This is a genomic window from Paenibacillus sp. FSL F4-0122 (genome assembly GCF_038002845.1).
In the GTDB taxonomy this organism is placed as follows: Bacteria; Bacillota; Bacilli; order Paenibacillales; family Paenibacillaceae; genus Paenibacillus_AQ; species Paenibacillus_AQ odorifer.
In genome coordinates this window covers 5,027,218-5,052,554 of record NZ_JBBODI010000001.1, presented here as the reverse complement: position 1 = coordinate 5,052,554, position 25,337 = coordinate 5,027,218, and the positions used below count along the sequence as shown (strand labels likewise).

The following is a 25,337-nucleotide window of genomic DNA, read 5'->3' as shown; positions in this document are numbered from 1 at the left end:
GTCCTTTATAATGTAATAATGTACATAAAGACGGATTTGGAGGGAAATAAATGGCAAGTCGTAAATGGGTATTAATCATAGACGATGAAGATGATTTAGCGCGTCTAATGAAGGCTGTTTTACATAAAGAAGGTGTTCCAGACGTTGTAACTGCCGGGACCGTTGCAGAGGGTTGGGACAAGTTCCAGGAGTATAATCCTGAGCTTATATTGCTAGATATTATGCTCCCAGATGGAGAAGGATATGACTTATGCAGAAAAATTCGGGAAACATCAAATGCACCCATCTTATTTATGTCTGCAAAAGACGAGGAAATTAATAAGCTGTTAGGACTGGCGATAGGTGGCGATGATTATATTACTAAACCGTTCAGTCCGAAAGAAGTCGCTTATCGGGTAAAGGCACAACTGAGAAGAGCTGGCTTTACAGAAGAAAAAAAGGCTCCGAAAAGCTTACAAGCTGGTCCCTTTGAGCTTAGTGCCAATGAGACAGAATTAAAAAAGAATGGCGAGGTCCTCGTGCTAACCGCCAAAGAAGTCGGTTTAATGAGCTGTTTTATGCATCATCCCAATCAGATTCTAAGCAAAGAAACCTTGTTTGGACAGGTGTGGGGTGAAGATTTTTTTGGTTCCGATAATACAGTGATGGTACATATTCGGCGATTACGCGAAAAAATTGAGGCCGACCCTTCAAATCCTTCCTTTATTTTGACGGTTAAAGGGTTAGGTTATAAATTACATACCAAGGAGTGAGACTAGTTGAAATGGAAATTGACACTCCGCTTTTTAAGATCGGTTATGACTATTGTTGTGATCGTTGGTATTGTAAACGCGATTTTGTTCCTTTCCCTATTCTTTATAAAGGTAAATAATAATAACTTTGGCACTGAAGAAGCATCTGCAGAAACCTTTAGCCGAACCTTTTCACAATACGTAGAACTGCAGGCTGGCAAACCTGTTGTGAACGAAGAAGGTCTCAAAAAACTACAAGAAATGAGCGCCTGGGTACAATTCTTGAATGACCAAGGGGAGCAAGCAGCAGCCTTTTATACCCCTGAAGAATTGAAAACAGAGTATTCTCCTATTGAAATTGTCCAAATGTATAAATATAAAGAATTAGATGCACGCACGACGGTTTTTGTCAGCGAAGCCCAAAATTTCAGTTACTTTTTAGGGATTAATAATCCTAAAATAGGCCGCTACGTAATGACCTATGACTACGCTGAAATTTTCAAAGATGTTAATGTTTTTCTTTCCATTTTTTTAATCGTTGATGTGCTTATTGTAATCATCATTGGATTTCTATTTGGGAAAAAGTTAACTGCACCCCTTCATACATTAATAGAGGGTATTCAACAGCTCAGGGAACGACGTTTTAAGAAAATGCCTACTCCCAAAGGTGTTTATGAAGATGTTTTTCGTAATATGAATGAACTATCTGAAAAGCTCGATCGGCATGAAGAGGAGCGTAAACGTCTCGATCAAATGCGTGAGGAATGGATTAGCAATGTTTCACATGACATGAAAACACCACTTGCTTCTATTCAAGGTTATGCAGAATTTATTAACGACAGTGCCACAGATTTAACAGCCCAAGAATTACAGGAATACACGTCAATTATCAAAAGTAAATCGATGTATATGAAAGATCTGTTAGATGACCTCAATTTAACAACACGTTTACGTAATCACCAGCTATCCCTGCAATTTGAAGAGGCGAATCTCGTTCAGTTTCTACGAGAAATGACGATTGAACTTTTAAATGACCCGACCTTTGGTGAACGGCAGATAGAGTTTGAGGCGAATGTGGCTAAAGCAATGCATAAAGTAGATAAAAAGTTACTAAAACGAGCGATCCTTAACTTGATCTACAACGCGCTGGTGCATAACGATGAAAATGTCGTGGTGAAGATTCGAGTGGATACAGGTCCAGAATCTCATACCCAAATTTCGATTTCTGATAATGGCCAGGGTATTCCAACTAAAGATCTGGAACAGGTTTTCGAACGCTACTATCGGGGTACAAATACAACCAGCAAGCATGGTACTGGTTTAGGAATGGCCATCGCAAGAGACATTATTTGGGCTCATGAGGGGAACCTCGATATGACGAGCATTGAAAATACCGGAACCACCATTACTATACTTTTATAATACAAATGCCTTACTTACTCATTAGGCAGAGGAAAGGGCTGTGCTCCATTACCTTTATTGGAGACAGCCCTTCTTCAATTTATTAGTTTTTTATTGCTTTTAGCGGAATATCCTCTACTTTCACTTCATCGTATGAGGAGACTTGATCACCTTTTTTTACATACATTTTTAAGTAGGCGCCTTTACGAAGATTTTTTTGTGCATTAAATTCCAGTGGAATTGTATTACCTTTAGCATTTGTAGCCTCTAGTGTATACGAATAGGAAGTCATCACTGTACCATCACTCAGTTTATATTCATGGGGTTCCCCATCCTCTGTAATTTGTAAATAGTAATTTTCGGCATTCATGCGATTGAAATCAATCTTTGCTAGAGCAAAGACACCTACAACCCCAATAACAAACAAAATACCCATAGTAATTAGAAATTTTTTCATCTCAATCATCCTTCTGTTCTATTATTTAGTGTGATAATACGATTGTATGAAGCTACGGTTAAGAAATAATACAAACCGTAAATTACGGTATAAGCAATCATCCAGAGCAACACTGGCTTTGCTAAATCTATCATCAGTAGACTAGAGAATGCTTTTAAAGCCACTACACTATGCAATAACCCTACTATAAGCGGTACAACAAAGATAACGAATACCTGTGACGCAATGGATTTCTGCGTTTCTTTTGCACTGACACCCATTTTATGCAGCATATTGTACTGTGCTTTATCCTCTTCTGCCTCTGTTAAAACTTTAAAGTAAATGATACTGCCTGTTGCAGCCAGAAATACGAGCCCAAGGAAACTGCCTATAAAAAGTAGAGAACCCACACTTTCCAAGCTTGTTTGGTAATCTTGAGGCCTACTGGAAAATGGCGCTTCTTCAGGCAAATGGTTTGCAATTTTTGCAGATAAATCCACAGAGGCATCCTCTATCCCAAGAACACGATAGCGTAGCACTTCTCCATCATTCCGTAATACTTTATACTGTTCATCCGAGACTACAACTGTTATACCTGCTGTGCCTGCATTCAATACGGTTTGTGTTTTAAAGCTTTGGAATGTGAGTGGATGGCCGTTGCCTGTTGTTATAGTTTTTCCTGTATACATAGGTGAGAACCTTTTGTCATATCCGATATCTAAAATAACCGCGTAACCATCCTTTACATTTAATTTTTCTTTATGCTGTACATTTGCTAAGTTGTTGTATGTTTTTTCATCGATAACTGTATACCCTCTTTTATCAGAGCTATCGAACGAGGATGGTGAATTTAATTCTTTCGTATGAAACGTAATGGATAGCGCATCGATATTTTCATCGTATTTTGTAGCTGGCAGTACAGCATTTACTTGTTTATCCATTTCTGCATCTGTTGATTGATACATAAAGGTATTCGGATTAATCGTTTTTGCCGAGTCATTCGTATTGTAATACAGGCTATAGACCGCTCCACCGGCAGTTACTGTTGTAGCACTCAACACAGCAATCACAGTTAATGTACGTGCATTCCCACGGATACGATAGAGCAGCTGCGATATGGTTATTACATGAAGGCCTTTCCACAGCCACTTTTCATTTTTCTTAATCATTGCTAACACAAAGCCAGTCACACTGTGGAACAATAAAAATGTACCCACAATTACCGTTGTTAAAATAATTAATACGGTCATGAGAAATCCGATTTTTGCCCATACCTTAGAAGTGAAAAGGTCCTGCATTGCAAGCCAATAGCCCAAGACAATAAGTAACACTCCAAGAACAGCTACTATCATAGATGGTTTAGGCGCCACTTCTCCCTTTTTGGAAGCATGAAATAAATCAATCAGCTTAAATTGATAGATCAAGCGGTAGCCTTGAAATGATGTCACTAAGAAAATAACCAGAAATACGATAGCCGTGTTCATCGCAGCCGCCATTGAAAAAGTAAAGGGTGCTACAACGTCATAACCCATTAAATGAATCAAAATCGTCATAAATCCTTTTGAACAAAGGAAGCCAAATACAATCCCTACTATTAAAGAGAATAATCCTAATAATAAATTTTCAAAAAAGAGCATAAAACCGATTTGACGATTACGTACCCCCAGCAACGCATACAGTGCGACTTCTTTTTTACGTTTTTTCATAAAAAATGAATTGGAATAAGCTATAAATATGAACACGAAAAAGATAAGAATGACTGCCGCGCCACTCATTAGGGAACCCAGTTTTTGGGATGAAGCCGTCTGTTCTGCTATCGTATCACTATATTTTAAGGTCACAAATGTAAAGTAAATGATGATACTAAACACCATCGATGCAATGTATAAAAAATATTGCGAGAAGTTTCTGGCTATATTTTTTCTTGCTAGACTAAATAACGTCATCTACCTCACCCCCAATGGCCGCATGAACATCTAAGATCTCTTGGAAGAAGGCTTTGCGTGTCTGATCACGACGATAGATTTCTGTTGAAAATGAACCATCCTTGATGAAAATAATCCGGCGGCAGAAGCTTGCGGCAAAGGCATCATGGGTTACCATCATAATGGTCGAATTGTTATTTTCATTTAAAGTACTTAAGCTTTCCAATAAATCTGTTGCTGATTTAGAGTCAAGTGCACCTGTTGGTTCATCAGCCAAAATCAGTGCTGGCTCTGTCACGAGCGCTCTAGCCGCAGCGGTTCTTTGCTTTTGACCCCCAGAGATTTGGTAAGGATATTTCCCCAGTAAATCTTCAATCCCAAATACTTTAGAGATCTGAGTCACGAGGTGATTAATTTTCTTCGCTGGAATTTTAGCAATCGCCAGGGGAAGCAATATGTTCTCCTTTACCGTCAAGGAATCGAGTAAATTGTAATCTTGAAAGATGAACCCGAGATGTTCACGCCGGAAGTCTGACAAAGCTGCTTCCTTCAGATCATGAATACTCTTGTTCTCCATATATATCTTTCCTTCTGTTGGAGAATCTATGGTTGCTAACAAATGTAGCAAGGTTGATTTTCCCGCTCCGGAAGGTCCCATAATCCCTACAAACTCACCTTCATGAATGTCAAAAGACACGTTTTCCAACGCTGTGTAAGCAGCACTTAACTTCCCGTACACTTTTTTTACGTTTTCTACTTTTAATAATGGTTCCATTCATTTCACCTCATAATTTGCTGATACTTATACTATAGGCACCGAACCTTACAGCAAATTCATGCCAACCTTACAACAAGCTTAAATCTACAAAAAAAGGGATACCCTGTAGCCATTTAAGACTACGGAGTATCCCTTTGCTATTGAATAGCATTCATTTTTTTCTGGTTGTATATAAATCAGAAGCTTCATCAAAGTAAAAGCGGCGTTTTTGTTTGCCAAACACGACTAAGACAATATGGATGAACAACACGATCGTTAAAATAATGGAGGTCAATCCAGCACCTAGCGTTAAGAAGATAGATGCCTTATAAAATGGAGAATCCATTGATATTTCCACATTATTCAAAATATTCGCAATGACTGTTATGAAGTACATTGCGTAAATGGCACCAAAGCGTTTAAATAATCGCTTGTTAGTTTCCACTCGACTTATTTTACTGTCATAGTGATAACGCATTATTTTCGTACCGATTGTCGATCCATTCCAAATCATCGGAATAATAAAAAAGGTTACAGAAAGTGTAATTGTGCTCGCAATAAATTCACTAACCATATTAACGTTGGTCATACTCAACACAACTTTAACTACTACGTTGCTGATAAATAGATCAATAATAACAGCCAGTAACACAGACATCCCTCTTACTTCATCAAGAGCTAATAATCTTTCTGCTTTCTCCTTAATTTTCTTTTTTGATGGGAATAACGCCAACACGGCTGGAGCAATAAAGAACCCCAGTACTCCGCCAGAAGTATTTAACAATAAATCATCCACATCAAAAATACGATAAGGGCAATTATAAATCCCGTAAATACCGGTTACCTGTGTTATCTCATAAAATAAAGTTAATAGGAACGTGAAGCCTAGAGCTTTCTTCCAATATTTTTTATCATGAAAAAAGTATCGCAGATAAACACCAAAAGGTAATAATAGCAAGAAATTAAAAAAAGCTTGATAGAATGAGGGTTGGCTAAATAACAGTCTATAAGTAGCTGGCTGTGATAACACGATGCCACTATTGCCAAAGGTGCCCACTATAAATTGAAATGGCATAAGTGAATAATGTTGTGTGCCCGTTTTTTGAAGAGAACAAGTATTACGTATTTCCGGCAACGGCAACAATACTAAAAATAACGCTGCTAGAAAGTAAAAGATAAACGAAAACGAAATTAACGTGGTAGAAAAGGGAAGGTAATTATATTTTCTATAGGTATAAATGAGCCATGGGATAAATAAGGCAAATGCTAAAACCACAAAAAAGATCGCTGCCACAAAGATCGGTTGAGTATATGCTGACATTTCTAGTTCACACCCCAAAATGATTTAGTATTCATATTAACCATAAAACTGATTCTAATTCAACTGGAGTTGGAACATTTTATCAAATTTAAGGATCCTGTAATGTTGGCATCAATTTAATGTAAGGTTCGCAACTTATACTAACTCCTAGGCAAATAAAAATATTTTCAAAGGAGCACTATTAATGAATCCCTCCATTTCGCAAAAAGAAAGAATCATTTCACTCGACATCATTCGCGGACTTGCTCTTTTCGGCATTCTGCTTATAAATGTTGGAGCCTTTAAAGTTATTATGGAAGGAGATCCCTTACCAGACTATAGTGGCATTAATGGAATCATCCATAGCTTGATAATCATCTTCGTACAAAAAAAGTTCTTTTCTATTTTTTCCTTTCTATTTGGTGTAGGTCTATACATTTTCGCCTCAAGAGCCGAAAGCCGGGGAGATAAACCCAGATGGCGTATGGCTAGACGTTTACTAATCCTTTTGCTGCTGGGAATCATTCATGTATTTATCTTTTGGGGAACCATTCTGCCCGCATACGCCATTATCGGATTGTTTCTGATCCCTTTTTATCACACAACGGTTTCTACACTTAAAAAATGGCTGGTAGGTATGACATCCATTTACATCATTTCCTTGGTGACAAAAATATTTTTACCCACTCTAGGAGTTATATCATCTATCCTTGATATTTTTTCTAATGACGCTATACAAATCTTTATTATGTTTTTAGCTGGTTTTTTAACCGCAAAGTCAGGTTGGCTGACACACATACAAGAATTGTCTAAACCAATTAGAGGGATTCAAATGGTATCATTTCTGTTGTTCATTGGTTTTTCACTATGGATTTGGAACGCTTCTCAAAGTGGGAACAGCAATGTAGATTCAGTTACGGGCTTAGGATCTCTCCCAACCACTTTGTTCTACTTAACAACATTGTTTCTACTATTAGAAAATAAACAAATGGTGAAATTCCTGAAGCCCATATCACGGGTGGGTCAAATGGCGTTTACAAATTATGTTGCACAAAGCATTATAGGGACGGCAATCATTTCAATGATAGGTCTAGAAGTCGTTTCACCAAAAGATATTCTCTACATCGCAGTTCTGATTTATATGATTCAAATCATTTTTAGTAACATCTGGTTCAAGTTTTTCTCCATGGGCCCTTTAGAAAAGGTTTGGCGCTTGATGACCTATGGAACAAAGCCTGCAATCAAACGATAAAAAGCTTCGCTTTCCTCATCTCAATTCAAGTCGAAATTTCTTATCTCAACCCAAAAACCCCTTTTAAAAAGGGGTTTTCAAGTTTAAGCGCTTTAACTTTTACGCAACAGATCACAACATGAACTTTAAGAATTAGAGAATTAAGTCTAAAGCATCCTGCGAAATCCACACTTTATCTTTAATCATTACCGTCAGCACATTTAGTTTCGTTGTTTTGCCATCCTGTATGGCAATATTTTTATCTATAGGCAGCTTGAGAACTTGGCCTGCTTTTTTCACTACAACCACCGGATTATTCTTATCGGTCTTATCTAGGGTAATCGTAGCTCCTTTGGCCTTGAATTTATCACTGGATACGTATAGTGTATCCTGAAGCTGCGCCAGATTGAGTCCGGTCACTTCTTGAATATACTTATTCACATCCGTATTCTGGATTACACCGCTGTTCACGAAATCAGTCGGTTTAAAATTAGCCGGATGGTAGGCGAACAATCCAACTTCTTCCGATGTGTGATCATCCGTAGAGAAGGTTACACCTATTTTATCCCCCAAAATTTTACCGATGACCGGCGAAAGGTTATCCTGCATTCCCAATCTGACTTGATCTGCTTCTTCTTTGGTTAGATCACTAAGTCCATAATGATCTGCAAGGACCTTTTTGAAATTGCTCTCATTAATACTGCCTTCAATGTAATAACTGGTATGCTTCGCTTTCTTCAGCACGGAGATTAGGTCTTTGGTAGAATCATAGTTCGTCATATTGAGTCCGCCGGTAGCATGATCCGAAACCGATAAGACTGCTGTATTGCCATCTTTTTCTGCAAAGTCAACAGCGGCTTTAAAGGCTTTATCAAACGCTAAGGTCTCACTCATAATACCCACTGGATCGTTATCATGACCATACCAGTCAATCTGGCTTGCTTCGACCATCAGAATAAAACCGTTCTCGTTCTGCGACAACTTCTCTATCGCTACTTTGGTCATTTCAGCAAGGCTCGGTTGCTTTTGCGGGTTCAGGTCAAAATCAGCATCCAGTGCTTCGGGGTTGAAGAGACCCCAGATTTTATTCGTTTTAGAATTCATTAACCCTGCTTTATCCGTTACGTATTCATACCCATTTGATTTCAGAACTTTGGTTAAATCTTCTCCGTCCTTGCGGTTAATGTCTTCTTTGCCGGGTACCAAATACCCGGAACCACCCCCAAGTAGAACATCTACACCACTATAGACCATCTGTTCTGCAATAGACTGCGCATTGTCACGCGTGTATGCATGACTTAAAAATGTAGCCGGCGTCGCATCCGTTAATTCACAAGTGAATACCGTTCCTGTACTTTTCCCTGCCATTCTCGCTGCATCCATAAGGGTAGGCAGAGGTTTGTTCACGTCCTCTGGCTTAACTGCGCTTATGAAAGGCATCGTTATTCGGTCTGGAAGTATGGATACCGTCTCACTCTTAACCTTATGGCCTGTAGCATAAGCCGTAGCTCCCGCAGCGGAATCTGTGGTCAGTGAATCCGTAGAATATGTTCTCACCAGCCCGCTGAAATACTTATCCATCGCAAGCGCCTGCCCTCCCTGATACCATCTGGCCAAGTTCACATCGGATAAGCTCATCCCATCCGTAATAAACAGGATTACGTTTTTGACCGATTTGTTGGTAGGAGCATCAGAGTTATTGGCGCCATCGGCGTAGGTCGTTCCGTTGCCTGCTGCAAGCAGACTGCAAATCATAACTGTACTGCAAATTCTCCCGATAACCTTTTTGCGCATTTGAATCCTCCTCTAGCAGATTTTGTTAAGTACGTTACTAGTTTAAAGGAGGATTGTTTGCGGGAGCAGCACCTATTCTCTTATTTTATATTAAATTCTATGCATATTTTGTCTTGACCTGTGCTACTGATATTTGTAAAAAAGGGGCGCCCTAGGGCGCCCCCTTTGCATTATTATTGTCTTATTACGAGGACATCTCGAGGCGCTCTACCAGTTCTTTGAATTTGCGAAATTTCGGAGCTTGTAAGGATACGTCCTACCAATATCAACGAAGATGTGACATTGTTAAAGTTAAAATTATTCAAGTTCGCTACGTTTTGGCTGCCACGGAACACACGGAACGATCCCTGAAAGTTAATTCGCGAAAAAAGCACAAGCGTTACTTGAGAGCTTTCCACAACATTTCTGAGACGGAAACTCGAGAGAACGTTGTTAAACCGAAACGCTCCAAGATCACGAACCGCAACTCCTCCACGTCTGAATCGAATCCGACGATTGGTAAAATTAGTACCCGACCAAAGAGTAAGACGTATATCACTGTTAGCCAACTAAATCAACTCCTTTTCTGAGATTGATATAGTTTATTACTAACTTCAAAGAACGGTACAAGACAAATACAGTTGTACAAATGTTTGTTTTTCAGATTTCCCTATGGTGGTATTATCCAAATAACCGTATCGAGCCTCGGATATGTTAGCAATTGAAGTGATTTTTACAGTTATATTCGTCTAACTATTAGACACTTTCTTATACGTTAGGTGCGAATATGAAAAGAATAATTCAAGCATTCGGGTATTTAGGTAGTACAATTTTGGCTGCAGCTTTACTATCATGGATCTGCGTATTTTTGATTCACGGCTTACCTGGTGTCTATGCATGGATGGCACTTAAATTTTTCATCCCCATTCTAGGTTTCGTAGGACCCAACCCAAACCCTCTTGCCGATTCTGGCCGAAGGTCTGCCGTTATACTTTGACGGAACAAAAGTCACGCCAATGCGCAATGAATCATGATCTGGTAAAAAGTGAGGCTATCTTTCTGAGGAGTTCCGTAGGAGGAATGGACAGCTTCAACAACTAAAAAAAGGCGTTAACGGATGCCTAAGCCCCGTCAACGCCTCCTCTATCCTTTCATTGTATTCCTGCCTCTGCTGGAAGCGAGTTATTTCTTGTCCCCACTGCTTTAATAACGAAATTGTAGGCTTTAGCAGAATCTATGCCGTTTAATGTATAGCTGTAACTCGTCTGACCGCTTACCGTCGGTACATACACGCTCCAGTTTGTGCTGACTTTATCATTTTTCTCGTAAATCCGGTAACCTCGCACCGGCTCAGAACTATTTGCTGGCGCTTTCCAAGAAAGAACTGCACGGTTCCCTGACTGTCTTACTGCGCTTGGATTTTGGACAATGCCGGGTTTGACATCAGTCCGTTTAATACTGTAAGCATCATAGACGGCAAGGGGTTTATCTTTAACTGCTGTGTAGGATGTGAATTTCAGCACGTCGCTTGTAATGGAAACATCCACGAACATTTTCTTGTTGGGCTGATCGTTTTTTGCTGCAAAAAAAGTGTCTGCATCTGGATTAATAGCATAGAATTTCGAAGCTGCCGAGTTGCCCATTAGATATACGGTCCCTTTGGGATTCAGCACATTTCCTTGCTCATCGGTAATGACATTCTTAATCGGAACGTTGTTCAGCATTTGAAAAGACCTCATATACATATGGTCATGACCTTCAAAAACCATATCCACACCCAGCTCATCAAATACAGGAATCAGATATTTCCGGTAAAATTCTACCCGGTCGCTTTCTGCCGAAGCATTATCCCCTGAAGAATACGCTCCCTTATGCATCGAGACAAATTTCCACTTTTTATCGGTCTTTGCCACCTGATTCCGCATCCATTCCAATTGTTTGGTGAACTGAATATCCGCTTTGTATGGCTTGACCTCCCCTTCGTACTGGGAATTGATCTGCATAAACAGGGCATCGCCGTATTCGAAAGCATATACCGAACCGTCATGAGCACCCGTCCCGACATCTTTTGGAAGATTAAAATGGTTATAGAAGTTGTTATTCGGATAATCTTCTATCTCATGGTTGCCGATAATCGGTGCAAATGGCACATTGGCAAATTCCTTTTTCGGCACACCCAAGAACCACTGCCACAGCTGCTCCAGATCACCGTCATCCGTTAGATCCCCTGTAAGAAGAACAAACTTGGGATCTACCGTTTTCTCAATAGCTCTCTTAAAAGTATCCTGCCACAGATCAAAATTCGATTTACTTGAGCCTTGGGTGTCGGTTACATAGAGGAAATGGAAATCCTGATTATCCGCCTTGTCCGTGGTAAAAGAACCCGCCTCGCTCCAGCCGTCCGCATCACCGTTACCGGCCCGGTAGATATATTGGGTTCCAGGCTTAAGACCGCTTGCAATAACCTTGTGGCTGGCGAACTTTTTATACTTTTTAGAACTTCTGTCTCCTGATGTCATTAAGGTTTCAATAACTGTTGAGCTGCCCTCATAAGAAGCTGCCAGTTGTTCCGGAAACTCGCTTCCTCCCGCATTGGAGGCCTCCACCACTTGCACTACTGTACCTCTGACGGTTTCGGCTGTATACCAGTCAAAGGCGATACTTGTCTTTGGGTCCCCGTTAAAAGTCATGTTCAGCAGCGTTGGTGTTTTGATGCCGGTATCCGGAGACTTTGTCTTAAAGCTCCAGGTAATATCGTTCTCAGGTGTCCGGCCATCCGCAGTCCCCTTAACAAGCTCTTTAGGGACGGTCACGTTGTAAGTTTTGCCGGCAGTAAAATTAGGGTGGCTGACTCTGACTGTGTCTTGACCGAGGAGCGAAGCAGAAATGTTATTAAGAGGGAGATTGTTTTCCGTGATTACAACTTGATAACCACTGTCGAGACTGATCGCTTTGTTAAACTTCACTGTGATCTCTGCGTTAAGGGAAACATCTGCAGCCCCTGAAGCGGGAGTTTTGCTTACCTCAAGTGTGGGAGTGTCCCCAGGTTCGCCGCTGCTGCGTGTTCCTTTAATTATCACATCTTTGATTCTGCTTGAGCCTGAGCTGGACACCGTTCCCCCGCTTACACTTTTCGCAGAGTTTACCACCCAGCGGATATAGAGTACATCTTGATTGTTTGTTCCCGCAGGCAAAGCGAGGTTAGTTAATTTGCAGGAATTATTGGAACAATTAAAATTGTTCTGGGCTAAAACAAGGTTGCCGCCCGTAACATCTGTCCATTCCTGTTGATCTATACTGTATTGCACCTTAAAATCCCTGGGTCCTGTACTTGAAGAAGTTTGCTGTGAAGAGAGGAAGATACCTTCGAAACCTTTGGTAGAAAGCGTGGCAAGCCAGTATTTCAGGCCCGTTCCTTCATGCCACCCCTGGTTGCGTACGCTGTTCTCACCTGACTCATAGGTGTACGCATTCGTATTAGTTCCTACATCACGAATGGATGAAGCCGTCTGATATACCCCGTCTGTAGCCGGAAATACACCGTTCTCGCCTTTGTCTTTAAAAATCCACTGGGCAATCGTTTCCTGAACTGCAGTTGCTTCGCTTGCAAGATCTTCCTCATTTCCCTCTCTTCCTGCTGAGACAAACCCGGTCAACTCCATGGCAAGCAGCAAACCTATAACCATTAGACTGATTACCTTGTAAAATCTATTTTTGAGATAAGATTGGTTGTTATCCATTCAGCCCATCTCCCTCTTCCTTAATCTCACTTATCATCGAACCGCAGTCACCGAGAAGAACGGTGGTTCTACTGCCCTTACATTCCTGTTATTGGAGTTCCCAGTCGGTGACTTGAAGAATTGCCGAATCTGCACCTTTCAGGTCTGTCTCTCCCATGTTCAGCAAATTGCTCCACTGCTTCACACGGTTCTTGCCGTTAGGCGGAGAGTTGTACTCATTAGTATCCACAATCTTGGTCCGTTCTTTATAAAATTTGGTCATGAAAGTCTTCTCATCCGTGCTGCTTCCGGATTTACCCAAAAGCCCTTGAAGGGTCTCGGAGCCGCCGGTAGCTCCATGGTTCAGCGCTGCATCCACGAAGGAACCAATAGTTAATGCCGAGTTAAAGCCGCGTTTGCGGGCCTGCTCCACACTGTATTTAATATAGATATTGTAGAACGTTTTCCACATAGCCTCTCTCCACTCGGGATCATCTTGCAAATTGCCGATTTTTCTACAGAAGCTCTCTTCGCTTTCATTGATCTCGAGGATCTTCCCTTTCATCGAACCCTTAACACCGATCCGGGCCAATGCACCTTTAACCGAAGGATTACTCGCGCCTTTAGCAGCGTCATATGCCTTGAACAGATCCGGACCGTCAGGACCGGTATCATTTGAGCCGCCTGTAGTTGCACCAAATATTCCAATCGTATACCCGCGGTCATCATCAATATCTTCACAATATCCGTAAAAATCGATCCAGTTCAGATCATCCTGCTCCGGTTTGTTGACAAGCATCATAATATTGTTCCACTGCTCACCATCCAGTCCTGTGTTGTCACGCAAGAATTGAAGTGTTGCCGGTGAAAAATTAGAATCAGGGTTCCCTGCCGCATAACTTTTCTGTTGAGATGTTTTGGACAGACAGCCATAAGAAAAAATCATTGAAAAACTGAGCACGATCAACAATGAAAATTTCATCTTCTTGGAAACCTTACTCTTCGTTGAATTTAGCACCGCAATCTCTCCTTTAATTGAATAGTTTAAGCGCTTTAACTTTTAGCGGCAGTGAACCTTATCCCCAACCCATCTGAGCATGACAGCCCTCCTTTTACCAACACTTGGTAATTCAGTTCAAGCTTATCTCAAAAAGTTTGTCCAAACAGCACGTATTTTCTTGTATTTATTAATTTTTATACATATGTTGCTACAAACCATAGATTAAGTCTACAATCCTCTTAGGAGGTGCTGAATGAAGCCGGTATTTTATGAGTCTACTCTTTTTGACATCAGCCGCAAGAAACAGGTATACACCAGCATGCCTGCAAGACACTATCATGATGCATATGAGATTCTGTATTTAATATCCGGGGATTTTTATTATTTTATAGGGGACAGAACCTATCAGGTTGCGGGCGGAACACTGCTATTTATGGATATTCACGAAATGCACAAACTGGTCAATTCAGGCTGCAATATGTATGAGCGGGTAACACTCCTGTTTAAAAAAGAATTCCTGCAGCATTTCTGCACCGGCAGTCAATGTGAGGAACTGCTCGAATTGTTCAAAAGTGATTACCGCGCTTTGAAGATGACCGGGATGGATCAATATTTCATCGAACAGCTTTTTCAGAAGATGATCCAGGAGGGAAAGAAGCAAGCCCGCGGATACGAACAGTACCAACAAATATTATTGGTGGAGCTGCTCCTCTATCTTAATCGTAAACTATTTGACAGCCGCACAGCTTCATTTGTGGAATCCAATCGTACACATAAGAAAGTCCTGGACATCGTTAATTATGTAAATCAACATTATATGGAACCGCTTAAGCTCTGTGAGATTTCACGGCAATTCGACATAAGCTCTTCCTACCTTTGCCGCACTTTTAAAGAATCCACCGGGTTCAGCTTCATTGAATATATCAATAACATCCGCATTAAAAAAGCGCGTGATTTGCTGGTTGGCTCTTCTTTTAATGTTACAGAAATTGCAGGAATGGTTGGGTTCGATAACACCTCCCACTTTGGACGAACCTTCAAATTAATAATGGGCATCTCGCCGCTCTGCTTCCGCAAACAATTTAAGTCTTAATAACAAATCACTGGAATACGTTAAGACATTTCATCAAGCCGAACAAATTGCAGGTTTCTTGTCTGCAGTTGGTTTAGCACTTCTTCTAAAGCTTGCAGCATAAAATAAGGAGCATGCCGGTCCGCGCCCGCAGTCTCTCCACTGTCGTGAAGTAAAACAACGGAGCCATCGGTGATTCCACCTAATAGAATGGCCTGCATCCGGGTTTGACAGGCCCGGACGTTCCAGTCACTCGCCTTCAGCGACCATAAAACAATTCGATACTGCTTGTGCCGAAAGAAATCAAATAGATTGATTAATCCCCAGGGTGGACGGTAATGATTGGGTCTGATTCCGACAATAGACTCTATAATATCAGCGGAGCGTTCCAGGTGTTTTCGCCTAATAGTACTGGGCAGCATCAGCCAATTAGAGGTATGGCAGTAATTATGGATGCCAATCTGATGGCCTTCCCGATCCATTCTTCTGATCAGATCTGGATACTGCTCCGCTCGCGATCCAAGCACGAAAAAAGTAGCCTTCACTTGATGTAACTTCAATAAATCCAGCAATTCCGGTGTATATTTCGGATGTGGCCCATCATCAAAAGTGAATGCCACCTGTTTTTTTACCGTTCCTTTGCGAAAGACACCAAAGCCGCTCACTCGCGTAATCAAACTTGGAATAAACATGTAAAGAGTAGCGGCACATAGTATTCCTCCTATCAGATATGTAAGTATGATTACACCTCCTTATAACAAGCCTAAGTCCTATCCAGAGTAGTTCTGTCCGGGTGAGAATCGATTTTTCAGTGAGGCGCGTGAATGGATCAGTAACATCGGGACCAGTTGCTCTGTTCGCCGATTGATTCTTTGTCTCCCTTCCGGATGCATGGCAGACAGCAGCAATCGAAGATAGATGGTGGTGATGCGTTCGAAAACGCCGGACTTTATATTTTGTTGTTCAAAACCAAGACCGTGTGTTAATCCCCGATGGAGCAGTGTAATCCCCAATAAAGCCTTGACCTGCCTGAACTCGGACTGCGATTCGAAGGCTTCGTTGATTTGGTGCATTGATTTGCGCAGCATGCGAGCCGTTTGCAGTGCGGCACGATCCGATCCTTCGGACCGGATCAACTTCAGGATTCTTTCATTGTCGAGGTGGAGTTCTCCCACCCACTCTCCCTGATTGATGACCGTGGCGTCTTGGCATACAATAGGCTGTCCCCGGTGCTTTTTTAGCATCACGGTACATATTCCAAAGCGTGACTTATGCGATCCGCGAAAATGTGAAAGCAACGCAAAAGCTTTTTCCCACATCATCCAGACGGACTGCACCGTGTTTTTACGTATTTTGAAACCCAACTCATTCACCATCCTTAAAACGGTTATTGTCTCTCATTTCATCCATTGTACCTAACGGAACTTTCTTTTTTTCTAACGTCTACTTATATTTGACGCTATACACCGGAATTTCTCTGCGTGTATATCAAATTTTTATACAATTATTTTCATTAAGTCTAAATTTTTGGCATCCAACTACATAAAGAAAAACCCATGTCTCTTGGACATGAGTTTCGGATGTTATCTTTTTGACTAAATCAATCTGGTTTCACTATCAATCCAAACTACCCAACTCCACCACAACTCCGCTAGTAGCCTTCACTGCAAAATCACAATCCAGCTTCCCGCACAGCACATACTTCTTCTGCCCAGGATTATACACATAGACGGGTGTTAATTCGAACCATCCCCTGAGCTTGTCATAAGCTTCGTCATGGCTCACAGCAATTTCCCCTTCGCTCTGGAACTCATCAAACGTATCGAGCATTAACTTGTTATCCATATAATTTATAACCTTATAATTTTTCGTATCGATAAACAGGAGGATCTTACGCTGAAAAATACGATTACTTGGCGCATTCCTCCTCAATGTCGCTTGAATATGTCCTCTTTCCCGATGTAAAGTCTTCAGTATCCATTGTCCGGATTCATCCGGATAGAGCTGGCTTAAACCAGCTTCGACTGCGGCTATACATTGGGCTTGTTCTACGTCTGTGATTGAAAATGAATCTGGATGCGGCTCACGTGCTACTGCCTGTTCGATTGTAACTACTTCTTGCAGACGGATCTCCGTCCTTGCGAACTGTTCCGTGTCCACTTGCTCCCAATGTATTACTTGATCAATATTCAGTCGTGCTCTCGTACCTGATATCATCTCAAATGGAATTGTGGTTGTTCCATCATTTGTAATGTAGATTTCTTCTATCCCATAGATCGGCAGGAGATGCTTCATCTCGTACACTGGATATTCGATAAGCTGTAGTTGTTTTTTCGCCAGTGGCTCTACCGCTTGAAGCGTGAGAGAATAATGCTCTTTGTGCACAAGGGAGCTAGAAGGAAACTGGCCATATACACTATAAAAAATAATCCTACCTTCCGCATCGAAGCGTAACTCCATTCGCCCGCCGGGGGAGATGGGGATACCGTCTATACATTCGGCAAAATGATATTCTCCTCTTTCTTCCTTCAATAGGTAGAATTGTTTACCATATTCAAGCCCTACTTCAGCTTCCATCCACTGAATAACGCCGTTTATTTCAATGTTTTGGAATGGTGTTCGATTTGCATAAGATTTCCCTCCAACAAAAATAACACTTTTATAGTTGCGGGATAGTAAGTCAAGCGTAATGACTGCAGTTCCTTCCGGATTATAATCCTCCTTCCATTCCTTAATGTGAGAAGGAAACCATTCCATACTAAGCAAATAGTCGGTTTCTCCCAGCATCGTAACTTCGCGATAAATTTCATTTGTATGTAAGTAGTAGTTGTCCAATCCATAGGTTTGCTGTGTAGCATTAACTAGTTCTTTGATTCGGAAATCCATATCAGTGCACCCCACAAAATTGATGCCTATATCATATCATTACTTAGCAATGATTATGAAGCGCAACGAATCATATCTGCTACATATTCTAAGAGCTTATGTAATGGGTTTTTCTGGTGTTCAGAAAATGATCAGTAGCTTGGGGTTTAATAATGCAGAGTGTATCAATCTATTGTACCAAGTCAGGGAAATTCACCCTACTGACTCATAATCTTGCCAGAATACTAAACATGTATAGTGAACACATATTTTAATGGAGGTATATCATCATGATTGACATCATCGACGGAAATGCGGCATTAATACATTTTTTTCCACTTCCGGCGCATCTTTATTCTAAGAATATTGCTTGTATTGTTGCTGTGGCTCATGAAGAAGAACGGGGTCCAAATTTAACAGCCCTCATAAATGCTCTATACTCGAAGGGATATACAGATCTTGAACATCTATTAGATTCCACATGGAAAAAACTATACCAAGTTCCGAGGTTGGGCCAGCAAAGACTGGTGCTTCTACTTAGTTTACTAGAACGAATTTCTGCAGATCCCAAGACAATAGAAAACTATACAACTGTCCCTCCTGTTACCATCCACAGTAAAAAGGAAATGAAAGAATTAACTTTAAAGAGGATCATTAAGAAGTATAACGAAACATCTGTAGAGGTATTAACTGAAGACAGCGAAAAAGAAGCTCGTTTAAAGAAAATTAAAGATAGACTCCGAGAAATGGGGATGATCGTATAACAAAACCCCGCCAGTATAGTAAAGTGCACCCCTTAGAATAGACATTGGATAAACCCCTGGGTCAATCCGATTTCTATTCTAGGGGTGTGACATTCAATTCATTTAGTAATCGCGCGCTGCATCGAACCAGTGTTGAGCCATCTCCTCTGTGATAGGCTGGCCAATCAAGTGGTCAGACTGGCTAAGTTGCCATACCGCTTCACCAAGATCTTCTCGTTCGGTGGTTTCGATGCCCTTAAGATTGTTGAAGCGCACGGTGAAAGCGGTAATGGCGGCCTCTGCTTCAGCAAAGCTATGGGCCTCGGACAAGGTTACCTGTGCAACGTTGTAAGCTTCATTAGCCAGCTTGGCTAGACGTTTAGTCCAGGAGGAGAATGGGCGGCCAAACTCGGTCGTCCACCACTCTGGCTTTCGTAATTGGCTCACTGAAGCATGGTCGATCCAAGGACGGATTTCAGCGCGAGTTTTCATTTGCTTTTTTAGATGCTTGCCAGCGCTCTCTTCCACATTGTAGGCGATAAATCTGTCAAGCATCGGCCACGCGTTCAAGGTCGGCAAATCCTCCAGATCAGGCATGAAGCGCAGCTCCAGATTCGTTAACTCGGTATGATGAGCCAATAGATTCAAATCGCAGAAGTTTCCCCACAAACTCAGTGATTTAAGGTTTGGGTACCGGTTTAGACACTCTAGCGAGATGGGCTGTCCCAGCGGTGCGTTATGTAGCGTCAAGCTCGTTACCTGGTGCAGCTCCCCCATATCGGGCAGCAAAAAAGGGGAATCATTCTTACGTCGGCCGGTGCGCGGTGCTAGTGTAAGAGAAGATGGCATATCACCTGTGGCCGAGAAGCGTGATAGATCACCAGACACACTCAGGCGGAAAGGCTGCTTCGGAAGTATTAGGCTAAGGGACCTCCCGGATGGTTCCAACTTGACATGCAAGCCATGCAAATTGGACTGACTGGCGTCCGCCACCGTGTCTGCAGACAGGATCGGAGTCCATATCATCTCTTCAATGGGACGTTTCTGTGCCCAGTCAAAGAAGCCTAAATCACTGCCTGTATAATGCAGAAATCTCGGCCAGGGAGAGCCGGCCGGTGTGGCAAAGACATCGAATACGGTCCAATCGATAGGCGCATCAGACGCGACATGAAGGTCAACCTTTTTCCCCAATTGCGACGGACCCATGGATAGACTGCCCACACCGGGCTTAAGGACAAGAGTATGACTACGTGGACCTGTCAGGTTGATAGGATAACTACCAACTTCTCTAACAGAACCAGCTGAAGGACCAGCTTGGCTATCATTTGGCATTTCTATCATCCTTTCCTCTAAAGCATATCAAGATCTAACTATTCACACCTGACTCTATCTTCTCAGTAATAAATTGTTTAAATCTTGTAAAATACCGCTCTGATGCTTCCCAGCGCCTAAGATCCAAATAGGGCATGTCCTGCTTACCATATTGATCGGGCGGCTGATAATGCCGGGAAACATAAGTTCCATTGTCCAGTGTATAAAAATAATACGCTTCATCTGGAGTCCTGATTTCAATCCGACCATGTAGGAGGTCTCCGTCCTCGTCCGTATGCGTTTGACGGAAGCTGTAACATTTGGAGCCGTCCCAGAACCCGCCATTCTCCTCCACTTCCGAATATAATTCCTGAATTACAGTGTGTTGCAAAATGTCTTGCACATACTGTACCTCAATGTTTGGTAAATAAAGCTCAGCCATATTAACGCAGGTCAGCAACATCGTCCAGCAATCGCTAATCTCTGCTAGTTGTTCCTGAGTCTCTTCTGTAATGTCCTCCCACTCAGACCCTTCTTCTATGGTTCTCTTCAACAAACCGACAGAATGATCTTGCTCCAGCCAAATATAATAGTGATGCCGGTTATCATTCATATAAACGCTAAGATCCCGCTCATCCCCGTCAGCATCAATATGCTCCAGTTGAACTTTGAAAAAAACGTCTTGCTCGCGAAAATTAAAAGAAGGCTTGTCACTTGGCATTAAAATACACTGCGTCAACTTCAATATATTTTCTTCATTGATCGTGTTATGGGTGAAATATAAATGAACTGCGTTCTTGCTAGTGGGGGATTCATTTATTTTTTTTAGAGCAGAACGGCCTTCTTTAATTACGTTCACCAGTGTGGCAAAGGAAAAGTCCTCCTCATCCTCATCCATATCCAAAAAAACTTCATCAATCAACACCTCATGAATGTCCACCGGAAGCTCCTGAAATACGCCGTCCCCCTCCCACACATTTACTAAGCAGGCGATCGATTTATGTCCGTCCACTTTGAAACTGTACTCGTCATCCTGAACTAAAACCGCAGCGCTGAGATCACCTTTAACAATCGTTTCCCCATGATTGTAGGAGCCGCATAATATTTCCTCAATCATCAGGTTGCCCGAAACATAAATTTCCTGACCGCCTACAGCTATATTTTTTGCACTCAAATTACCGGTCACCAAAAGCCCTATGGCGCCATCAGTTTCTTTATTATAAAGATTGTCTACAGTAAAATTTCCTTCTATAAAAATGATGATTACCTCTTTTTGTTGCGGGAAAGGTTGCTCCCAATCTAGATTAAGAGAAGGCAGCGTCAAATCCCCTTCATAATAAGCGGCAAGTTGCTCGTCACTAAAATCTTGGTAAAACTTCGCCCACCAAGATCCTTCGGGAAATTTATCTGCTAGCTGGCTAATAGGAATGAATCGGAAAAGATTGCTCATACATTATTTTTCCCTTCATTTTAAATCCGAATATAGTAGACGGTTTCCGAAAGCGGATGCTTCTACTCCGCCGCTTCCGCCAACCATACTTGCATAGCCGAAGATTCTGCCCGATTCAAACGGAGGGCGATCTCAGTATTGATCTCATCCGGCGGCATGACTTCGACAAGGACGCATACTGACTCTCGCAGTTGATTCAAGGCAAACACACCTTCATCATCGAGCATTTTCATCGCCAGCTCCATGGCCTTCAGCCTCAAATCAAACTCACGATTCCCTTCGTCATTCTCAAGATCCGCAATGAAAGGACGCTCGGTAAATCGTTGTTTAACGTTATCGAAGTTCTCATCGCCGAAACAACAATAGGGCGAATCCGCATAAGACCATTTGATAAGTTCCGCAATCGTCGATGCCGGTGTGTCACTTTCCACTCCTTGCCTGGCTGCTTCCATCTCCAAAGCTTCCCACGACCAGGCGGAGATACTTGGCGCATGTCCCTCGCCAGTAGTGTATAGAGTACAGTAATAGTAACGTTCGCCATTTTCAAAAAGAGTGCGAAAAGACGTTCTAGCAGCATCGGCGATCTCTAACGCCAGCGTCTCTATTTCTTGCATCGGCTTCCTCCTTTCCGTTAGTGGATCCGCTCAGGCAGGATGTCTTCTATTAGCTCTAGCCTTCTACAAATGATATGGCGGCGCTTTTTCTACTACAAGGTTATCAGGATGAATATCAGTTGGCTCATAGTCATTCATACGGAGAAGGATATACTCAATCTCTTCTAATGGCATCTGCAATTTCTGGCTGACTTCATAAAGACCCATGTCTTGCGAAAGTAGTTTCCGTGCTTGATTTAACTTTCCATTTAGCCAATTATTTTCGAGCATCCATTTTTTCACTAGGTCCAGTAGTTGATTTTGGGTTTTCTTATCTGCATGCTTATTATATTTAGCAACTGACTCTGACAAATAGTTAAAAAGGTGAATACCTAATCCCTCACGTTGCTCATGCTTGGACATCCGTTGGTATTGCTCATAACTTATGCTGATATCTAATTCGAGGGTATGATCCCTGCTATCAAACCGTCTGGATGTTTTTCGACCATAACCTTCATGTAAAACACGCAAAACAAAAAAGATATCATAGGGAAACTCCCATGTATTTGCTAATTCCTCTAAGGGCAGCAGTTCATCTCTCAATTGACCCACACACGTTCCATGTGTATCCAAAGTAAAAACTAGTTTCATGCCTACCTCCCTCTCCCATACGTAAGGAGCACCCAGATCAGCTGTTATTTTCTGAAATCGCTTCGCAGCCTTTCGACAAGAGCCACTGCTCCATATCGGCAAACGCCTGCCCCGTATCCTGTTCATAGAAGACGGCCACCTCTTGCTGGTAGGCATAATTCAATCGTACATAGCCTCCCAACTGCCGGTAGAACAGGAAACAAGCATAGGCATTCTCATTAAACAAATCCGGCGGAAATTCATGTTGGCACAATCCAGCCAGTTCGGGTAGCGTAAGCTGGTCCTGCCCTTGTGGCAAACGCAAAAAGCGATGGCTGCGAGTGCCCGTCCACGGTTCATAATAGACGCTCTCCCCTTGAATGATTCCATACACCTGACGATATATTTCGTCCAGCACCAAAGCGTACATCCCCTCGTCTTCCTGCTCCGGTGCCTGCAGGAAAATCGCCTTCACGTGCTCCGCATGCCGAGGTAGCCAGAGCAGCCCAGCTGTCTGTGGATACACTGCCAGAAAATCACCGTCAACCGTTGTACCTATAACGATACACTCCCCGATCTGTTGCTCAGTAATGGGGCTGTTTTCGTCATGCTCCCATAATCCGTACTCTGCAAAAGGTTTGAGCACCTCCGCATCCGGAAGCTGAACATTCAACCACCCTCTGTAAGTTCCTTCGCCGAATCGCCGCAAAAACCGGAGGTAGCCCGGTGGATAAACAGCGGCATCTTCCTTCGCAAGTGCTTGGTTTTGGTCATCAGACAGCGGTTTTGGCCGAGATACGATGTACATAAATACTCCTCCTGCTGCCCCCAACATGCAACTCTTCCAAATAAGAGAATTCTTTAAAATATTGCAGGTTGAGGAGCTTTTTTATCCAAGATAATACTGAAATTTTAGAGAGTGCAACATATCAATCCCCAATTTTTGAATTCTCCAGCTTGGCCAGTGCTTCGGTGTCATTTGCCCTGAACTATTTTCCACCCATCACAAGCCCATATTTATTGAAAATCCACGATTTGCTCAAATCTTGCATCGCACCATGGCTTATACGCACAGAAGGCTTTTGCTCCTTCATAGCATCTGCATCATGCGCCGAGAAGCGAAGCGGCCTTGTCATTTTTTTAATAGCACCCGTTATTTCATCGAAAAACGTATATGTTAATGGCTTATGGTCCCGAATATCCTCATAGATATAATACTTCCCTTTTTCATCTTCCAAATCTATTTGAAAGCCTTTAGGAAATGATAGCAAGATACACGGCAGTTCATCCTCTGCCCATTGTCCGTAATATGGAAAATAGACACCTTCATTTCTCGCGAAAAATCCAGAGCTTTCATTATCAGACGCAACAGAAATAGAATAAACAAAGAAAGGGAGACCCTCATTCCTTTTTTCTTCTGCCGTAAAATAATCATAAAAGGTCTTATACGCCTCATACACCTGATTCAGATCATGCTCTGTCTGGGCATAATTGGTTAGATGAAATTGCGCTTGCTTATGTTCAAAAAGCTTCAAAACGCTTTCAAACTCTTCCGGCCTTATGAAGAATCTAAGCTTATAAAATCCGCTGTTCTTTAATCTATCCATTTCTTTTCGCTCACCGCCATGTACTAAAATGTCATCTCAGCTGTCCTTAGCCATTTGCTCGTGTATTTTCAAAATTCATATTTCACAAATCGTTTTCTGAGAGTTTCTTCGTACGGGATCCACTCCCAATCACTCCATAAAGACATACTTACGAGTTCTGACAGCTTATCTACGGCTTGTCCCGGACTCGTTATGTCTATGAAGCCGTCAAAATCCTCATTACGGATATCCAACGCTTTTCGCAGGTAGTCATCATTGAGACGCTCTTCCCGGAGTTGTTCATATTCATCCCTCGTCCACTGTTCACAAAAGATCTTTTCGGCTTGAATGTCTCCATTCTCGAACAACGACAACTCGAATATTTCCTCATTCATATATCCTGCGGTCATCACTGGCTCCCCGATAAGCTGGGACAACGTTTTGCCGGCCTCCTTCACCGTACCCCATACAAAGTAATCGTGGAGCACGCTGATCCAGTTCTCGTTGCTTTTGCTTACGTACATGACAACTTTGCTCTCTGGAGCCTCATGATTGGACTTGCCTAATACTTTGGCATGCCCTTCGCTTAGCTCTCTTAATGCTTCGACAGTCTTCTCAAGGTTGTTCGACTTGATATGCAAATTTGCGAATGATCTTCCCACGAGATGGCCTCCTCTAATCGCTTTTTTTACTCAGCCGGATTCTATTTATATCCTATTGATCAGCTCTATGAATGTCTCTTATTTCCATTATAGTGATCGCTTGTCCTGAGTCTACCTACTTTTCACCTGAATTTTGGAAATAACCTTCGCAA

Annotated in this window: 23 protein-coding genes; 5 read left to right on the top strand and 18 right to left on the bottom strand. The window is 42.0% G+C overall.

The window, feature by feature from the left end:
* Positions 1 to 50: 50 nt before the first annotated feature.
* Positions 51 to 752, top strand: a complete 702-nt coding sequence (locus tag MHH49_RS21990; RefSeq protein WP_036688733.1) for a response regulator transcription factor — start codon at positions 51 to 53, stop codon at positions 750 to 752.
* Positions 753 to 758: 6 nt separating this feature from the next.
* Positions 759 to 2,153: a sensor histidine kinase gene (locus tag MHH49_RS21985; protein WP_076100302.1), complete on the top strand. Its 1,395-nt coding sequence runs from the start codon at positions 759 to 761 to the stop codon at positions 2,151 to 2,153.
* Between the two features lie 82 nt (positions 2,154 to 2,235).
* Here MHH49_RS21985 and MHH49_RS21980 read toward each other — a convergent pair whose 3' ends face one another.
* The 4 genes from MHH49_RS21980 to MHH49_RS21965 form a co-directional block, all read right to left on the bottom strand.
* The gene (locus MHH49_RS21980) at positions 2,236 to 2,589 is read right to left on the bottom strand and encodes a YxeA family protein (protein ID WP_036688737.1); all 354 of its coding nucleotides are present in this window, start codon (positions 2,587 to 2,589) and stop codon (positions 2,236 to 2,238) included.
* A gap of 5 nt (positions 2,590 to 2,594) precedes the next feature.
* Positions 2,595 to 4,514 (bottom strand): FtsX-like permease family protein, encoded by a 1,920-nt coding sequence (locus MHH49_RS21975; RefSeq protein ID WP_076100300.1) that lies wholly within the window; start codon positions 4,512 to 4,514, stop codon positions 2,595 to 2,597.
* Entirely contained in the window at positions 4,501 to 5,268 is a 768-nt protein-coding gene (locus MHH49_RS21970; protein WP_036688742.1) for an ABC transporter ATP-binding protein, read from the bottom strand. The genes MHH49_RS21975 and MHH49_RS21970 overlap by 14 nt, the downstream gene beginning before the upstream one ends.
* A 154-nt stretch (positions 5,269 to 5,422) precedes the next feature.
* On the bottom strand, positions 5,423 to 6,571 hold the full coding sequence (locus tag MHH49_RS21965; RefSeq protein WP_076100298.1) for a VanZ family protein: 1,149 nt from the start codon (positions 6,569 to 6,571) through the stop codon (positions 5,423 to 5,425).
* Positions 6,572 to 6,755: 184 nt separating this feature from the next.
* Between MHH49_RS21965 and MHH49_RS21960 the strand changes: the two genes are divergently transcribed.
* Positions 6,756 to 7,802, top strand: a complete 1,047-nt coding sequence (locus tag MHH49_RS21960) for a DUF418 domain-containing protein (protein WP_341138481.1) — start codon at positions 6,756 to 6,758, stop codon at positions 7,800 to 7,802.
* 132 nt (positions 7,803 to 7,934) lie between these two features.
* Here MHH49_RS21960 and MHH49_RS21955 read toward each other — a convergent pair whose 3' ends face one another.
* The 4 genes from MHH49_RS21955 to MHH49_RS21940 form a co-directional block, all read right to left on the bottom strand.
* Positions 7,935 to 9,575, bottom strand: a complete 1,641-nt coding sequence (locus MHH49_RS21955; RefSeq protein WP_036688747.1) for an alkaline phosphatase — start codon at positions 9,573 to 9,575, stop codon at positions 7,935 to 7,937.
* 173 nt (positions 9,576 to 9,748) lie between these two features.
* On the bottom strand, positions 9,749 to 10,123 hold the full coding sequence (locus MHH49_RS21950) for a hypothetical protein (RefSeq protein ID WP_076100295.1): 375 nt from the start codon (positions 10,121 to 10,123) through the stop codon (positions 9,749 to 9,751).
* 582 nt (positions 10,124 to 10,705) lie between these two features.
* The gene (locus tag MHH49_RS21945; RefSeq protein WP_341138480.1) at positions 10,706 to 13,294 is read right to left on the bottom strand and encodes a metallophosphoesterase; all 2,589 of its coding nucleotides are present in this window, start codon (positions 13,292 to 13,294) and stop codon (positions 10,706 to 10,708) included.
* An 88-nt stretch (positions 13,295 to 13,382) separates the two neighbouring features.
* Complete coding sequence (locus MHH49_RS21940) at positions 13,383 to 14,291, bottom strand: chitosanase (RefSeq protein ID WP_235219566.1); 909 nt, start codon at positions 14,289 to 14,291, stop codon at positions 13,383 to 13,385.
* A 235-nt stretch (positions 14,292 to 14,526) separates the two neighbouring features.
* Between MHH49_RS21940 and MHH49_RS21935 the strand changes: the two genes are divergently transcribed.
* Entirely contained in the window at positions 14,527 to 15,366 is an 840-nt protein-coding gene (locus MHH49_RS21935; RefSeq protein WP_341138479.1) for an AraC family transcriptional regulator, read from the top strand.
* Positions 15,367 to 15,386: 20 nt separating this feature from the next.
* Here the strand turns inward: MHH49_RS21935 and MHH49_RS21930 are convergent, their stop codons facing one another.
* The 3 genes from MHH49_RS21930 to MHH49_RS21920 form a co-directional block, all read right to left on the bottom strand.
* Positions 15,387 to 16,037, bottom strand: a complete 651-nt coding sequence (locus MHH49_RS21930; protein WP_341138478.1) for a polysaccharide deacetylase family protein — start codon at positions 16,035 to 16,037, stop codon at positions 15,387 to 15,389.
* A 78-nt stretch (positions 16,038 to 16,115) separates the two neighbouring features.
* Positions 16,116 to 16,721 carry a YkoP family protein gene (locus MHH49_RS21925; protein ID WP_036688755.1) on the bottom strand — a complete coding sequence of 202 codons (606 nt, stop codon included), beginning with the start codon at positions 16,719 to 16,721 and terminating at the stop codon, positions 16,116 to 16,118.
* Between the two features lie 241 nt (positions 16,722 to 16,962).
* The gene (locus MHH49_RS21920) at positions 16,963 to 18,231 is read right to left on the bottom strand and encodes a hypothetical protein (protein WP_341138477.1); all 1,269 of its coding nucleotides are present in this window, start codon (positions 18,229 to 18,231) and stop codon (positions 16,963 to 16,965) included.
* A gap of 269 nt (positions 18,232 to 18,500) precedes the next feature.
* Between MHH49_RS21920 and MHH49_RS21915 the strand changes: the two genes are divergently transcribed.
* A complete protein-coding gene (locus MHH49_RS21915) occupies positions 18,501 to 18,974 on the top strand; it encodes a hypothetical protein (RefSeq protein ID WP_076275206.1) in 474 nt (157 codons plus the stop codon).
* Between the two features lie 102 nt (positions 18,975 to 19,076).
* On the opposite strand, the gene MHH49_RS21910 is transcribed toward MHH49_RS21915, so the two are convergent.
* The 7 genes from MHH49_RS21910 to MHH49_RS21880 form a co-directional block, all read right to left on the bottom strand.
* Positions 19,077 to 20,285: a hypothetical protein gene (locus MHH49_RS21910; protein WP_341138798.1), complete on the bottom strand. Its 1,209-nt coding sequence runs from the start codon at positions 20,283 to 20,285 to the stop codon at positions 19,077 to 19,079.
* 34 nt (positions 20,286 to 20,319) lie between these two features.
* Entirely contained in the window at positions 20,320 to 21,714 is a 1,395-nt protein-coding gene (locus MHH49_RS21905) for a hypothetical protein (RefSeq protein ID WP_341138476.1), read from the bottom strand.
* Between the two features lie 62 nt (positions 21,715 to 21,776).
* On the bottom strand, positions 21,777 to 22,328 hold the full coding sequence (locus MHH49_RS21900; RefSeq protein WP_341138475.1) for a DUF4303 domain-containing protein: 552 nt from the start codon (positions 22,326 to 22,328) through the stop codon (positions 21,777 to 21,779).
* Positions 22,329 to 22,391: 63 nt separating this feature from the next.
* Positions 22,392 to 22,958, bottom strand: coding sequence for a hypothetical protein (locus tag MHH49_RS21895; RefSeq protein WP_341138474.1), 567 nt, complete (start codon positions 22,956 to 22,958; stop codon positions 22,392 to 22,394).
* Between the two features lie 37 nt (positions 22,959 to 22,995).
* Positions 22,996 to 23,745 carry a hypothetical protein gene (locus tag MHH49_RS21890; RefSeq protein ID WP_036688766.1) on the bottom strand — a complete coding sequence of 250 codons (750 nt, stop codon included), beginning with the start codon at positions 23,743 to 23,745 and terminating at the stop codon, positions 22,996 to 22,998.
* A 181-nt stretch (positions 23,746 to 23,926) separates the two neighbouring features.
* Positions 23,927 to 24,544 (bottom strand): hypothetical protein, encoded by a 618-nt coding sequence (locus tag MHH49_RS21885; protein WP_341138473.1) that lies wholly within the window; start codon positions 24,542 to 24,544, stop codon positions 23,927 to 23,929.
* A gap of 68 nt (positions 24,545 to 24,612) precedes the next feature.
* Complete coding sequence (locus tag MHH49_RS21880; RefSeq protein WP_036688772.1) at positions 24,613 to 25,185, bottom strand: hypothetical protein; 573 nt, start codon at positions 25,183 to 25,185, stop codon at positions 24,613 to 24,615.
* Positions 25,186 to 25,337 lie beyond the last annotated feature (152 nt).

What these genes read in the sequence shown, in the direction of transcription:
- MHH49_RS21990 (WP_036688733.1), top strand. Translation starts at nt 51, where the DNA reads ATGGCAAGTCGTAAATGGGTATTAATCATAGACGATGAAGATGATTTA.
- MHH49_RS21980 (WP_036688737.1), bottom strand. Translation starts at nt 2,589, where the DNA reads ATGAAAAAATTTCTAATTACTATGGGTATTTTGTTTGTTATTGGGGTT.
- MHH49_RS21975 (WP_076100300.1), bottom strand. Translation starts at nt 4,514, where the DNA reads ATGACGTTATTTAGTCTAGCAAGAAAAAATATAGCCAGAAACTTCTCG.
- MHH49_RS21970 (WP_036688742.1), bottom strand. Translation starts at nt 5,268, where the DNA reads ATGGAACCATTATTAAAAGTAGAAAACGTAAAAAAAGTGTACGGGAAG.
- MHH49_RS21965 (WP_076100298.1), bottom strand. Translation starts at nt 6,571, where the DNA reads ATGTCAGCATATACTCAACCGATCTTTGTGGCAGCGATCTTTTTTGTG.
- MHH49_RS21960 (WP_341138481.1), top strand. Translation starts at nt 6,756, where the DNA reads ATGAATCCCTCCATTTCGCAAAAAGAAAGAATCATTTCACTCGACATC.
- MHH49_RS21955 (WP_036688747.1), bottom strand. Translation starts at nt 9,575, where the DNA reads ATGCGCAAAAAGGTTATCGGGAGAATTTGCAGTACAGTTATGATTTGC.
- MHH49_RS21945 (WP_341138480.1), bottom strand. Translation starts at nt 13,294, where the DNA reads ATGGATAACAACCAATCTTATCTCAAAAATAGATTTTACAAGGTAATC.
- MHH49_RS21935 (WP_341138479.1), top strand. Translation starts at nt 14,527, where the DNA reads ATGAAGCCGGTATTTTATGAGTCTACTCTTTTTGACATCAGCCGCAAG.
- MHH49_RS21930 (WP_341138478.1), bottom strand. Translation starts at nt 16,037, where the DNA reads ATGTTTATTCCAAGTTTGATTACGCGAGTGAGCGGCTTTGGTGTCTTT.
- MHH49_RS21925 (WP_036688755.1), bottom strand. Translation starts at nt 16,721, where the DNA reads ATGGTGAATGAGTTGGGTTTCAAAATACGTAAAAACACGGTGCAGTCC.
- MHH49_RS21920 (WP_341138477.1), bottom strand. Translation starts at nt 18,231, where the DNA reads ATGGATTTCCGAATCAAAGAACTAGTTAATGCTACACAGCAAACCTAT.
- MHH49_RS21915 (WP_076275206.1), top strand. Translation starts at nt 18,501, where the DNA reads ATGATTGACATCATCGACGGAAATGCGGCATTAATACATTTTTTTCCA.
- MHH49_RS21910 (WP_341138798.1), bottom strand. Translation starts at nt 20,285, where the DNA reads ATGCCAAATGATAGCCAAGCTGGTCCTTCAGCTGGTTCTGTTAGAGAA.
- MHH49_RS21905 (WP_341138476.1), bottom strand. Translation starts at nt 21,714, where the DNA reads ATGAGCAATCTTTTCCGATTCATTCCTATTAGCCAGCTAGCAGATAAA.
- MHH49_RS21900 (WP_341138475.1), bottom strand. Translation starts at nt 22,328, where the DNA reads ATGCAAGAAATAGAGACGCTGGCGTTAGAGATCGCCGATGCTGCTAGA.
- MHH49_RS21895 (WP_341138474.1), bottom strand. Translation starts at nt 22,958, where the DNA reads ATGAAACTAGTTTTTACTTTGGATACACATGGAACGTGTGTGGGTCAA.
- MHH49_RS21890 (WP_036688766.1), bottom strand. Translation starts at nt 23,745, where the DNA reads ATGTACATCGTATCTCGGCCAAAACCGCTGTCTGATGACCAAAACCAA.
- MHH49_RS21885 (WP_341138473.1), bottom strand. Translation starts at nt 24,544, where the DNA reads ATGGATAGATTAAAGAACAGCGGATTTTATAAGCTTAGATTCTTCATA.